Origin of the sequence: Nocardioides daejeonensis, from assembly GCF_003194585.1 — a bacterium.
Lineage (GTDB): Bacteria > Actinomycetota > Actinomycetes > Propionibacteriales > Nocardioidaceae > Nocardioides > Nocardioides daejeonensis.
This window is the reverse complement of record NZ_QHKZ01000003.1, coordinates 37,006-49,862: the sequence shown is the minus strand read 5'-3', so window position 1 is coordinate 49,862 and position 12,857 is coordinate 37,006. Positions and strand designations below refer to the sequence as shown.

Sequence of the window (12,857 nt, the reverse complement as noted above, 5' to 3'; positions counted from 1 at the left end):
CCCGTGGACCTGACCCATGAGTTCACCGTCCCCGCCGGTGTCGCGGAGACGTGGGATGCCATCACCGACATCGCCTCCGTCGCCCAGTGTTTCCCGGGTGCGGTGGTGACCGGTGTCGAGGGCGACTCGTTCGAGGGATCGGTCAAGGTCAAGCTCGGCCCGATCGCGCTCGTCTACAACGGTGCGGGTCACTTCACCGAGAAGGACGAGGCGTCTCGGACGATGAAGATCGAGGCGAAGGGCAAAGACAAGCGCGGCAACGGGACCGCGGGGGCCAACGTCGACCTCACCATGACCGAGGTCGAGGGCGGCACCACGGTGCGTGTGGTCACCGACCTGGCGATCACCGGCAAGCCGGCGCAGTTCGGTCGCGGAGTGATCCAGGACGTCAGCGACAAGCTGCTGGGCCAGTTCGTCGACTGCCTGCGTCAGCGGATGACCGCGCCCGTCCAGGTGGAGACCGCCGACTCCACGACGGAGCCGGTGGCGGAGGCCGCCGGGGCGATCGCCCCGGTGGTGACCGGCTCTGCCGCCGGCGACGCGGGTCCGACCCCGGCGCCGCCGCGTGCGACCCCTGCGCCCGCGCCCGCGCCCGCGGACGACAGCCTCGATCTCGGCGCGACCGTCCTGCCGATCCTGCTGAAGACCTACGGCAAGCAGGTGGCTGCGGGCCTGGGCGTCCTCGCGCTCCTCCTCTGGATCCTCCGCCGCAGGCGTTCCTAGCGCGCGGGCCTGGATCCAGGTCACCGGCGAGCCGGCGGGGAGCCTTCTCCCCGCCGGGTCGTCGGAGTCTGGGCGTCGTCGTACGCCGGGGCTACCGTAGGAGCATGAGCATCCCGGTGGCCCCCGCCGACCTCCGCGCCGCCTGCGCCGACTTCGGCTCCGCCTACCTCCTCAGTACGTCGTCCCCGCGGGTCAAGGTCGTCACTGTCGATCCCGAGGTGGCTGAGGATGGCTCGGTTCGCGTTGTCGGCCCAGGCCGCGGCACGCTGGCGAACCTCGCCGTCAACGCAGCCGTGACGCTGGTCTTCCCGCCGCACGAGCACCACGGCTACAGCCTGCTCGTAGACGGCCAGGCCGACGTCGAAGGCGACGATGTGGTGATCACCGTCGAGCACGCCGTCCTGCACCGGCCGGCGGCCCATGCGGAAGGGCCGGTGGGCGGCGACGGCTGCGGTCAGGACTGCGCGCCGGTCGGCTAGGGCCCGCAGAGCGCCGTACGCCGAAGTCGGCAGGTGGCCGGCGCGTACGGTGCTGTCGGTGTGGGCCGGTCGCCGACCGGGTCAGAAGACGTGGAGCGGGCGGAACTGGACCGAGATCCGTTGTCCAGCACCGGCCGCCTTCGGGACGGCATGCTCCCAGGTGCGTTGGCAGGACCCGCCCATCACCAGCAGGTCGCCGTGACCCATCGTGAAGCCGATCGAAGCGCCGCCACCGCGGGGCCGGAGGGCGAGCCGGCGTGGATTGCCGAAGCTGACGATCGCCACCATCGTGTCGTGATGGCGACCTCGGCCGAGCGTGTCGCCGTGCCAGGCGACGGAGTCGTTGCCGTCGCGGTAGTTGCAGCATCCTGCGCTCACGAACGGCTCGCCGAGCTCGGGCAGGTAGTGGCGGCTGAGCGCGTCCCGGGCCTCGGCCAGTGCGGGGTGGGGGAGCGCGTCGCCCGGATGGTAGGTGTGCACGAGCCGCGGCACGTCGACCTCGCGCTCCCACATCGTGCGTCGCTCGGCCCGCCACGGCACGTCCCGGACCAGTGCCGAGAGCAGCTCGTCGGCGCCACCCAGCCAGTTGGGTCGGACATCGACCCAGGCTCCCGAGCCGAGCTCGGTCCGTCGCGTGGGCGTCAGGTCGCCCACCGTCGGGGCATCGGCCTGGTCGAAGAGGGACGCCTGGAGGTCGAGGGCCATACGGCCATGCTAGCGAACGAATCGAACAGGTGTTCGTATCCCGCGGCGCGGCGCGTCAGGCCGTCGGCGCGGCGGATCGCGGGCAGTGGGCACGAGTCAGGGGCGCGCCAGGGGGAACCCGGGTGTGGGTGTCGCAGGGCACGGCTAGCGTGAGCCCATGACGAGCGAAGCAGCCGCCCGGGTGGTCCACCTGACGAAGACCTACGGTGCCGGCAACGCCCAGGTCCGTGCCCTCGACGACGTCACCGTCGAGTTCGCGGCGGGCGAGTTCACGGCGGTGATGGGCCCGAGTGGTTCGGGGAAGTCGACGTTGATGCACTGCTGTGCGGCGCTCGACACTGCCGACAGCGGGGAGGTCCGGCTCGGCAGCACGGTGCTCAACGGTCTGTCCGACAACGAGCTGACCCGGCTCCGCCGTGACGAGATCGGTTTCATCTTCCAGTCGTTCAACCTGGTGCCGACCCTGACGGCACGGGAGAACATCCTGCTGCCGCTCAGCATCGCCGGCCGGAGCCCGGAGAAGGCGTGGTTCGACTCGGTGATCGAGACCGTGGGCCTCGGGGACCGACTGCATCACAAGCCCAAGGAGCTCTCCGGCGGCCAACAGCAGCGGGTAGCGGTGGCCCGGGCGCTGGTCAGCCGCCCCTCGATCGTCTTCGCCGACGAGCCCACGGGCAACCTCGACTCGCAGTCCGGGGCAGAGGTGCTCAACCTGCTGCGCCGGAGCGTCGACCAGCATGGGCAGACGATCGTCATGGTGACCCATGACCCCGTGGCGGCAGCCCATACCGACCGGGTGCTCTTCCTTGCTGACGGCACGGTGGTCGACGAGCTGCGACATCCCGACCGCGAGCAGGTGCTCGAGGTGATGACGGCGATGACCGCCGCCCAGGTGGCGCGTGCCGCGGAGTCCGACTGATGTTGAGGGCCGCTCTCAAGTCGCTGCTGGGACGCAAGCTGCGTCTGTTGATGAGCACGTTCGCGATCGTTCTCGGCGTCGGTTTCGTCAGCGGCTCACTCATCTTCGGCGACACGCTGAACCGTTCGTTCACGGCTCTCTTCGCCAGCACCGTCGGCGATGTCGTGGTGCGTCCGGCCGGCTCCGGTGATGCCATGGCACCGTCCACGGTCACGATCCCGGCCAGCCTGCAGGAGGAGCTGGCGGCCGTCGACGGTGCGGCCCGGGCCGACGGCAACATCACCACGGTCGGCGTCTACGTCATCGGTGAGAACGGGCAGCCGGTCGGCGGCAGCGGGCCACCCGCGCTCGGTGGCAACTACTCGGATGCCCCGGCCGGTCATGGCCTCGAAGGGCTCGAGCTCCTCGAGGGAAGGATGCCGGAGAAGGCGGGCGAGGTCGCGCTGGACGATCTCACCGCAGAGAAGGCGGGCTACTCCATCGGCGACACCGTCCCGCTGGTCACCACCACGAAGACCCCCGAGCTCGAGGTCACGGTGGTCGGAATCCTGGGCTTCGGGCATGGCGGCTCGCTCAACGGGGCCACCTTCACCGCCTTCGACACCCGCACCGCCCAGGAGCTCTTCCTCGACGGCAAGGACGCCTACAACGACTATTGGGTGACCGCGGAGCCGGGGGTCACCCAGGAGGAGCTGCGCGAGCGGGTCGCGGAGGTGCTCCCGCCAGGTCTGGAGGCGGTGACCGGTGACGTCGCGGCCGACGAGGCCGCCTCCGCGCTCCTCGACCAACTCAGCTTCATCACGACCTTCCTGCTGATCTTCGCGGTGATCGCGCTCGTGGTGGGCTCCTTCCTCATCGTCAACACCTTCTCGATCCTCGTCGCCCAGCGCAGCCGCGAGCTGGCGCTGTTGCGCGCGCTCGGTGCCTCACGCCGCCAGGTGAAGTGGATGGTGCTCGTGGAGGCCGCGGTCCTCGGCCTCGTCGGAGCCGGACTCGGCCTGGGGCTCGGTGTGCTGCTCTTCCTGGGGATCCGGCTCGTCTTCGCGCAGTTCGGGCTCGATCTCTCCACCACCCCGATGGTCTTCGACCTGACCACGGTCCTCGCTGCCCTCGCCATCGGGGTGGGCGTCACGATGGTCGCGGCGTGGCTTCCGGCGCGTCGTACCGGCAAGATCCCGCCGGTCGCGGCCCTGCGCGACGACATCGCCCTGCCTGAGACGACCCTGCGGCGACGCTTCCTGATCGGCACGCTCGCGGTGGTGCTGGGTGGGGTCGGGATCGGCCTCGCGCTCTTCGGGAGCCCGCCGTTCGCCGGCTACCTGCTCGGGGTCGGCGCACTGGCCGTCCTGCTTGGCGTGGCTGCGGCGAGTCCCGTGCTGGCGCGACCGGTGCTGGGTGGAGCCCACGCGCTCTTCCGGCGCACCCACGGGATGGTCGGCCAGTTGGCTGGTCAGAACCTGCAGCGGAACCCCCGGCGTACGGCGGCCACCGCGTCCGCGCTGATGATCGGCTTGGCGCTGTGCACGACGATGGCGATCGTCGGGTCGTCGGCGAAGGCAAGTGTCGATCGCGCGGTATCGGAGAACTTCGTCGGCGACTACGTGATCTCCAATGTCTTCGCGCTGGGGTTCTCGCCGAGCATCGCCGACCGCGCTGCGGAGCTCGACGGCGTCGACTCGGTCACGCGGATCCGGTTCCAGTACGCCGAGCGAGGCGGCGACCTGCTGCTGGTGCAGGGAGTCGACCCGGCGACCCTGACCGACACTCTCGACGTCCAGTTGAAGCAGGGCGAGCTGTCTTCGCTGACGACCAAGCGCAACCTCCTGATCTCCGAGAGCGTCGCCGACGACGAGGGTCTCGCGCTCGGCGACCGGGTGCGGATCGACGTGCCGGCCGGCACGGTCGCCTTCACGGTGTCGGGGATCTATGCAGACAACCCGCTGCTCGACGGCGGGTACCTCATGGGGATGGAGACGTTCGCGAAGGCCGGCTACCAGCCGGTCGACAACTTCGTCTTCGTCGGCCTCGCCGACGGCGCGGATCGGCAGGCGGTGCGCTCCGGCCTCGACCGGCTGGTGGAGAAGCAGAAGATGCTCTCGGTCAAGGACCAGGAGGGGCTGGCCGAGGAGGCCCGTGGGCCCATCGACCAACTGCTCACGCTCATCTACGGCCTGCTCGCCCTCGCACTGGTGATCGCCGTGCTCGGGATCGTCAACACCCTGGCGCTCTCGGTGATCGAGCGGACCCGGGAGATCGGGCTGCTCCGGGCGATCGGGCTCTCGCGCCGGCAGCTGCGTCGGATGATCCGTCTGGAGTCGATGGTCATCTCCTTCCTCGGGGCGCTCCTGGGAGTGGTGCTCGGCCTGGTCTTCGGCTGGGTCCTGCTCACCGATCTCGCCGACGAGGGGCTCGAGGTCATCTCGATCCCGGTCGTGCAGCTCGGCGGCTTCTTGGTGGTCTCCCTGCTGGTCGGGGTCTTGGCCGCGGTGCTTCCGGCGCGTCGCGCTGCGAAGCTCGACGTGCTGCAGGCCATCGCTGACGAGTAGCGGCCGACGCACGGGGCGGCCATATGGGTCGGGACGTCCCTAGGCCGTGTTGCTCAACGCCGTGGCCTGCTGCGCGCGGCCCCACGGGCGCCTGGACTGCGTTGTCGTCACTCAACGATGCTGGCGCATCGCCTCCCTCCTCCGCCTTGCCAGCCACGCCGTGGATGCCGCGCTCGCGACGGCCGAGCGTTGACTAGCGGCATAGCCTCCCCGTGCGCAAGGACCCGATGGTCCGGACCGGTCTAGTCAGGTTGGGCCATATCTGGAACTGCGGCATGTGTGTCCCTCTTGTCCTCCCTACACTCGGCGAGGTGGACGATGCGGGGGTGTTGACACACGTGGGCGGTCTCAAACACGTGGCCGTGCGCGAGTATGTGCGCGAGCTGATCATGGATGCCGAGCCGGGCGCTCCGGCTCCGTCCGAGCGGGAGCTCGTGCAGCGCTTCGGCGTTGCTCGGATGACGGTGCGTCAGGCGATCGACGCGCTGGTCGCCGAGGGACTGTTGCAGCGCATCCCTGGCAAGGGGACCTTCGTCACCCAGCCGCGCAGCCGCGTCGGGGCGCTCGTCGGCTTCTCCGAGGAGATGCGGGCTCGCGGGTGGCTGCCCGAGTCGCAGACGCTGCTGGCCCGTATCGAACGCGCGGGTCCCGGCATCGCCCGGGTGCTCAACTTGACCGAGGGTGACCCGGTCATCCACTGGAAGCGCCTGCGGCGCGCGGATGGCACTCCCATCTGCGTCGAAGACGCCTACCTGGCCGAGGTGCTGCTTCCCGGGTTCCTCCAGGGGGGTACGCCGACCAGCCTGTACGAGGCGCTCCGCTCCCGGGGTCTGCGTCCGACCTGGGCCGAGGACTCGATCCAGGCCGATCTGGCTTCACGCGAGGAGGCGGACCTGCTCGACGTCTCGGCCGGCTCGGCCGTGCTCCGGGTCGCCCGGAGGGCGACCTGCGGAGACAAGATCGTCGAGGTCTCGCGCTCCACCTACCGTGCCGACCGCTACACGCTCTGGGTCCAGTTCGCAACGGAACAGCGCGACCGGTAGGCGCGACGCAGCACGACCTGCAGTCCGGCGCATCGCGATCGGCGGGCCGAAAGCCTCTAGGGTGTCGGCATGCTCCTGGAGATCGAGGTGCTGCAACCGCGCGACGTCGCCGGCGCGCTCGAGGGCGGAGCCGATCGGCTCTACCTGACCACCGCCAGCGGCCTCTCGCCCGACCTGCGCGAGGCTTCCGCCGTGCTTCGTGAGGCCGAGGTGGCGGTCCGGGTGCAGCTACGGCTCAACGACGGCCGCACGACCACGGGCGGCGAGTTCGCCCGGTTGGTCGGACTCGCCGAGGAGTACGTCGCCCTGGGAGCGGAGGGCGTGGTCTTCGGCTTCCTCGACGCCGACACCCGGGTCGACGTGGAGCTCTCGCGCGCCTTGGCCGACGGTCTTCGCGGCGTGCCCTGGACCTTCAGCGACGCCATCGACGAGTGCCTCGAGCCGGCTCGGGCGTGGCGTGCGGTCGAGAGCCTGCCCGGGTGTGACGCCGTCCTCGCCGCCGGCTCGCCCCGGGGGATGGCTTCGGGCTACGAGGAGCTGCTGGCTCAGGCCGAGACGCGTTCCGAGTCAGCGGAGCTGATGCTGCCCGGGCCCGGGCTCCTCGCCGAGCATGTTCCGTGGCTCAAGCGTGCCGGGGTCCGCCAGTTCCATGTCGGGCGCCAGGTCCGGCCAGGCGGCTCGTTGAAGGCGTACGTCGATGCCGGGCTCGTCCGGTCGTGGCGCTTGCTGCTCGACTCCTGAGCCGCCGGCTCCGGCCGGTGCGCCGATCAGCCCATGCAGCCGGTCATCATCTTGATCATGCGCGCCTGGAGATCGGCCGCTGCATCCGCCTCCACCGAGGTCAGCTCCTCCAGAGTGAACTCCTCGATGGCAGCCGAACCGACGCACTGAGCTGCCTCGACGGGCATGCCTGGCTGGGTCGCCAGCATCGCGCCGAGCGCGGCACGGGTCGCGACCAGGGTCAGCGCCTCCTCGGAGGAGTCCGAGCCGGCGTCGGCCTTCGCACCGGGGTCGCAGGCACGAAGGTGCACGCCGTCCTTCTCGATCCGCACCTGGGCCGACGCTGGACTGCTCTTCGCCCAAGTGGTGAGCGCCTCGCCGAGCTCGACGGTGTCGCTCGCGGTGTCACCCACGAAGGTTGCCTTCATGCAGCTGGTGCCGCCGCTCTCGTAGGCGACGTACTGGTCTCCACCCCAGCCGTCCGCGGCGGCCAGCGCCGCCTTCGGGCCGAGTCGCTCGGCAAGCACGAGGAAGAGCGTGAGCGCGCCGAACTCCCCGGAGTCGAACTCCTTCTCGCCCTTCTCCAGCTCCGGCTGCTCGACGTCCCGGACCTCCCCTGCGGACGTACCCCAGACGAAGGGGTCCAGCAGCACCTCCTCGCTCCGTGGCGCGGAGCGGAGAAGTCGGTCGACGGCGTCGTTCCCTCCCGCAGCGACCAAGCTGACCAGCGGCTCCCCCAAGGCGTAGGGCGCGCTCATCTGGGTGACCAGGATCGAGGGAATGCCGGTCAGGTCCTTGCGACCCTGCTCGGCTTCCTCGAGCTGGGCGCGCTGGAGCTCCTGCTGCTCAGCAGCCGGGAGCTCCTGGGCCCAGGAGGTGGCGATGCGCGAGGCGTCGCCCTCGACGACCGCGCGGAAGACCATCGCTGCGGTGCCTTCATCGTCATCGAACGCGTCCAGCTTCTGCTCCAGGCCGAAGTGCTGGTCCTGAAGGGCGTGGGTCAGCTCGTGCACGAGGGTGGACGTGATGGCCGGGGTGAGTTCCTTGCCCCGGATCCGAATGCGTTCCTTCTCGGGCGTGTAGTAGGCCAGGGTGCCGCCGGAGGAGAGGTCCTGGAGGGTCGCGAAGAGATCGAGGTCGCCCGTGATCAGGCCGAGGGCCCGGAGCAGCTCGACGCCCTGTTCCAGCTCCTCCCGGTCCTCGTCGGTGAGGTCGTCCTGCTCGACGCGAACGTCCTTCTTGAACTCCTTGACGGAGAGGAAGTCGACGTAGACGGGCTCCTTGAACGTGAGGCCGCGGAGCTTCTCGACGCTCTTCACCAACGGGAGGACGCGCTCGTCCCACGCGTCAGGGTGCGGAGGCCCGTCGTCGGCTGGGTCGACCAGGACCTTGACACCGACAGCGGTGCCGAGAAGCGCAAGGAGGGTAAGTACGGCGACGCGCGCCAGCCACCGGCCGGCTGTAGGGCTGCTCACCGCAGTGAGCGTAGCGACTGTGCCCAGCCCTCCCTTCCCCGGCCGTTCTCGGCTAGCCTGCTCCAAACTAGAACGTGTTCTCACTTGAGGAGTGAAGATGGCGAAGTCGGTGGCGGAGCGTCACGAGATCGTGGAGCGCTACCTGGGCCTGGTGGCGAGCGGCACCGCGGCACAGATCATGGAGCTCTATGCGGCCGAGCCCACGTTGGAGGACCCGGTGGGCAGCGCCCCGCGGGTCGGCCGGGCGGCTGTCGAGGAGTTCTACGAGAGCATCCAGGACCTCGAGACCGAGACGACCCTGCGCGAGTTCCACGGCTCCGGCGACAACGCCGCTGCCTTCGCCTTCGACGTGGTCACCAAGACCGGCGACCTGTCCGTCGCCGTCTCGGCCATCGAGGTCATGGAGTTCGACGACGCCGGCAAGATCACCCACATGCGCGCCTACTGGCACGCCGACACCGACATGACCATGAGCTGACCCTCGCCGAAGCGCCAGCTTCAGCACGTCGAGACGCCAGCTTCGACACGTCGAGACGCCAGCTTCAGCACGTTGAGGCGCCAGCTTCAGCACGTTGGCGGCTCGCACCTGGCCATCTCGTGAGGACGAGGCCGGCACCTCGACGGCCTAGGCGTCGTCGGCGTCGATGATCCGGTAGGCGTAGCCTTGCTCGGCGAGGAAACGCTGCCGATTCTGGGCGAAGTCGGCGTCCACGGTGTCGCGGGAGACGATCGTGTAGAAGTGGGCGATCTTGCGCTCGCCGTCCGGGCCCGGGTCGCCCGGGCGGAGCAGCCGGCCGAGGCGCTGTGCCTCCTCCTGCCGGGACCCGAAGGAGCCGGAGACCTGGATCGCCACCTCGGCCGAGGGCAGGTCGATGGAGAAGTTGGCGACCTTGGAGACGACCAGCAGGTTGATCTCGCCGGAGCGGAAGGCATCGAACAGCTTCTGTCGCTGGGCCACGGTCGTCTCGCCCTTGATCACCGGAGCGTCGAGCTCGGCACCCAGCTCGTCGAGCTGGTCGATGTACTGACCGATCACCAACGTGGGCTGCCCGGCGTGTTTGCGCACGAGGCGGCGTACGACGTCGGTCTTGTGCGGGGTGCACGCCGCCAGCCGGTAGCGCTCCTCGGGTTCGGCGGTTGCGTAGAGCATCCGTTCCGACTGCGGCAGTGTCACGCGGACCTCGACGCAGTCCGCTGGAGCGATCCAGCCCTGCGCCTCGATGTCCTTCCACGGCGCGTCGTACCGCTTGGGACCGATCAGGGAGAAGACGTCACCCTCCCGGCCGTCCTCGCGCACCAAGGTGGCGGTCAGGCCCAGCCGACGTCGCGCCTGGAGATCGGCGGTCATCCGGAAGATCGGCGCCGGAAGCAGGTGCACCTCGTCGTAGACGATGAGGCCCCAGTCGCGGGCGTCCAGCAGCTCGAGGTGGGGATAGGTGCCCTTACGCCGCAGTGTCAGCACCTGGTAGGTGGCGATCGTGACCGGCCGGATCTCTTTGACCGCTCCCGAGTACTCGCCGATCTCGTCCGCGGTCAGCGAGGTACGCCGGATCAGCTCGTCCTTCCACTGCCGGGCGGAGACGGTGTTGGTCACCAGGATCAGGGTTGTCGCCCGAGCATGGCCCATGGCGGCCGCGCCGACGATCGTCTTGCCGGCGCCGCAGGGCAGCACCACCACGCCGGAGCCACCGTGCCAGAACGCCTCGGCCGCCTCCTTCTGGTAGCCACGCAGGGACCAGCCGTCCTGGGCGAGGTCGATCGGATGCGCCTCGCCGTCGACGTAGCCGGCGAAGTCCTCGGCGGGCCAGCCGAGCTTCAGCAGCGCCTGCTTGAGGTTCCCCCGTTCGGAGGCGTGCACGACGACGGTGTCGTCGTCGAGCTTCTCGCCCAGCATGCCCTGCACCTTCTTGGCTCGCCGCACCTCGGCCAGGACGGCCCGGTCGGTGGAGGAGAGCACCAGTCCGTGGGTCGGATGCTTCTCCAGGCGGAGCCGGCCGTAGCGCGCCATCGTCTCGGCGACATCGACGAGGAGCGCATGCGGCACGGGGTAGCGCGAGTAGCGAAGCAGCGTGTCCACCACCTGCTCGGCATCGTGGCCGGCGGCGCGGGCGTTCCACAGCCCGAGCGGGGTGAGCCGGTAGGTGTGCACGTGTTCGGGGGAGCGCTCCAGCTCGGCGAACGGCGCGATCTCGAGGCGACACTCGGCGGCCTGTGGGTGGTCCACCTCCAGCAGCAGGGTCTTGTCGCTCTGGACGATCAACGGGCCATCAGTCACCGAGCCAGCCTACTCAGCACCTCCCTAGGGAGAGACCGGTGTCACCGAAGTGATCCGGTGCACGGCGAAGCCGCGCAGGTCCTCCGCTCGATGGTCGTAGGCCGAGAGCTGACCGCCCTCGAGCCTGCGCGGATCCACCACCCGCTGCGAGGAGGTGCCGTGGTTGTCGACATAGCCGATGAGGACGGCGCTCCCCGTCTCGATCGCCTGGCGCAGCGCGGCGAGTGCTTCGGCCGGGGAAGTGCTGCTGGGCCGCGCGGGCCGCTGCTCCTGCACCCGGTCGCCGGCTCGGATCGCGGCCACCGCGGCGCTGGTGGTGGCCGCCTCCCGTGAGGCGTCCCGCCCCGCAGACGTACGCCGCGGGGTGCGGGCGCGCCGTACTCGTGGCGTGGCGAGATGGACGGTGCCGTCGTCGGCCTCGACGACCGGGGAGACGCCCATCGCTCGCAGACCGGCAAGGAGCTCCTCGACCGGGGCCGTGCTGATCACGACCGTCGGTGCGATCCGGCGCAGTCCCAGCCGTCCGGCGTCGCGGTGCGCCATCAGCGTGGTGAGCGCGGCCTCGTCCTCACTGCGTAGGAACGCCTCGGCCCAGCCGATCCGGAGAGTGCCGTGGGTTCGAGCGGTGTCGTCCACCAGGTAGCTCAGGGGCTGTGGGACCGGCGTGCGCGAGACGTCGTCGAGGAACAGGTGCAGGTCGGCGCGGGTCCAGCCGATATCGAGGGCGCGGCGGATCGATGCGCCGGTGAACCGGAAGACCGTGGCGCCGCCTCGCGACTCGACGTCGGCCACCTGCTGTAGCCGGCCGGCGACCTCGGGCACCAGCGGCCCCGGCGCGATCGCCGTCAGGTCCCCCTGCACCAGGACGTGGTCGACCGGTTCGGGAAGACGGGCAGCCAGATCGCTGGCGGCCGCCTCGGACCGCCCTTCCAGCAGGGCGCGGCCGAAGCCGGTGAGTGCGCCGAGACCGAGGATGCCGAGGTCGCCGGCCTCCTGGAGTGCCCACCCGACGAGTCGGACCTGGTTGCCGCCGCGACGCGGGCGCAGCCAGCGCACCCTGGCGACCACCGACGGAACACCAGTGCCGCTCGCCAGCGCGGCGTCGGCGGGCAGCGCAGCCACCTGCTGCAGGGCCACGTGGCGGGTATCGACGAGATGGGGGTCGACGAGCCCCGGGGCGAGGGCGTTGATCGCCTTGCCCTGTGCGTCCCGGCTGCCGACGAGCGCCGGGAGCCGGGAGGACTCCAGCCACGCTGCGGCCAGGTGTACCCAGCGTTCGGCGAGCGGACGGCGTACCCAGGCGTCGAATCCGTCGGTAGGCAACCACCAGTCCACGCCTTCGGGGGCGCCGGTGGCCAGGAGCCCTGCCTCCGCGGCGAGCTCGGCGATCCAGGCCGCCTGGGGCTCGGACACATGCAGCAGATGTGCGGCCGCCTTCAGATCGCGCACCCCGAGTCCACCGGAGCGCAGCACCGTGGGTGGCACCCGGCCCCACTCCTCGAGCAGCACCTCCACGCGGCGTACGACGTCGAAGGCGGCTCCGGTCGCGATCGCCGCGCATCGCTCGGGGTCGACCGCGCTGGTGGCGAGCTCCGGGGGAGTGGTCTCCGGCTCGCCCGGTTGCCTCCCCAGCAGCTCGCTCACGACGCTGAGCGGGCGAGGCCCGGTCGGCGAGCTCCACACCAGAGCCAGGTCGGCCAGTCGCTGCAGCGAGACGGGGTCCGCCTCGCGTGTTTGACTCTCGTCGCCGAGGGCATGAAGGCACCAGAGATCGGCCTGGGTGAGCAGGTCGAGGGCACGCAGGACCGAGGCGCGGGTGGCCGCGCGCGAGGCGAGGGACGACGAGTCGGAGGGGGCTGGGGTGGCGAGATCGGGCCGGGCACGCAGCAACTGCGCCAGCCGTTGGTCCGGCCAGGCGCGCAGCTCGTCGGCGAGCGACCTGAAGGTCGCGGTCGTGTCGTCACCCATCGGG

General features: G+C 70.4%; 11 protein-coding genes. 7 read left to right on the top strand and 4 right to left on the bottom strand.

Annotated elements, in window-relative coordinates; genetic code table 11:
* The first annotated feature begins 3 nt into the window (after positions 1-3).
* Positions 4-723 carry an SRPBCC family protein gene (locus DNK54_RS08400; protein WP_110206536.1) on the top strand — a complete coding sequence of 240 codons (720 nt, stop codon included), beginning with the start codon at positions 4-6 and terminating at the stop codon, positions 721-723.
* A 104-nt stretch (positions 724-827) separates the two neighbouring features.
* Positions 828-1,202: a pyridoxamine 5'-phosphate oxidase gene (locus DNK54_RS08395; RefSeq protein WP_110206535.1), complete on the top strand. Its 375-nt coding sequence runs from the start codon at positions 828-830 to the stop codon at positions 1,200-1,202.
* An 81-nt stretch (positions 1,203-1,283) separates the two neighbouring features.
* On the opposite strand, the gene DNK54_RS08390 is transcribed toward DNK54_RS08395, so the two are convergent.
* Entirely contained in the window at positions 1,284-1,907 is a 624-nt protein-coding gene (locus tag DNK54_RS08390) for an alpha-ketoglutarate-dependent dioxygenase AlkB (protein ID WP_110206534.1), read from the bottom strand.
* A 157-nt stretch (positions 1,908-2,064) separates the two neighbouring features.
* Between DNK54_RS08390 and DNK54_RS08385 the strand changes: the two genes are divergently transcribed.
* From DNK54_RS08385 to DNK54_RS08370, 4 genes are all read left to right on the top strand, one after another.
* On the top strand, positions 2,065-2,826 hold the full coding sequence (locus DNK54_RS08385; protein ID WP_110206533.1) for an ABC transporter ATP-binding protein: 762 nt from the start codon (positions 2,065-2,067) through the stop codon (positions 2,824-2,826).
* A complete protein-coding gene (locus DNK54_RS08380) occupies positions 2,826-5,372 on the top strand; it encodes an ABC transporter permease (protein WP_110206532.1) in 2,547 nt (848 codons plus the stop codon). The genes DNK54_RS08385 and DNK54_RS08380 overlap by 1 nt, the downstream gene beginning before the upstream one ends.
* A 326-nt stretch (positions 5,373-5,698) precedes the next feature.
* Positions 5,699-6,415 carry a GntR family transcriptional regulator gene (locus tag DNK54_RS08375; protein WP_239460002.1) on the top strand — a complete coding sequence of 239 codons (717 nt, stop codon included), beginning with the start codon at positions 5,699-5,701 and terminating at the stop codon, positions 6,413-6,415.
* 69 nt (positions 6,416-6,484) lie between these two features.
* Complete coding sequence (locus DNK54_RS08370) at positions 6,485-7,156, top strand: copper homeostasis protein CutC (protein WP_110206531.1); 672 nt, start codon at positions 6,485-6,487, stop codon at positions 7,154-7,156.
* Between the two features lie 26 nt (positions 7,157-7,182).
* Here DNK54_RS08370 and DNK54_RS08365 read toward each other — a convergent pair whose 3' ends face one another.
* Positions 7,183-8,610, bottom strand: a complete 1,428-nt coding sequence (locus DNK54_RS08365; RefSeq protein WP_110206530.1) for a DUF6782 family putative metallopeptidase — start codon at positions 8,608-8,610, stop codon at positions 7,183-7,185.
* Between the two features lie 97 nt (positions 8,611-8,707).
* Between DNK54_RS08365 and DNK54_RS08360 the strand changes: the two genes are divergently transcribed.
* Entirely contained in the window at positions 8,708-9,088 is a 381-nt protein-coding gene (locus DNK54_RS08360; protein WP_110206529.1) for a nuclear transport factor 2 family protein, read from the top strand.
* Positions 9,089-9,235: 147 nt separating this feature from the next.
* Here DNK54_RS08360 and DNK54_RS08355 read toward each other — a convergent pair whose 3' ends face one another.
* Both DNK54_RS08355 and DNK54_RS08350 read right to left on the bottom strand, forming a co-directional pair.
* The gene (locus DNK54_RS08355; protein WP_110206528.1) at positions 9,236-10,885 is read right to left on the bottom strand and encodes a DNA repair helicase XPB; all 1,650 of its coding nucleotides are present in this window, start codon (positions 10,883-10,885) and stop codon (positions 9,236-9,238) included.
* A 24-nt stretch (positions 10,886-10,909) separates the two neighbouring features.
* Positions 10,910-12,853, bottom strand: coding sequence for a helicase C-terminal domain-containing protein (locus DNK54_RS08350; protein ID WP_110206527.1), 1,944 nt, complete (start codon positions 12,851-12,853; stop codon positions 10,910-10,912).
* Positions 12,854-12,857 lie beyond the last annotated feature (4 nt).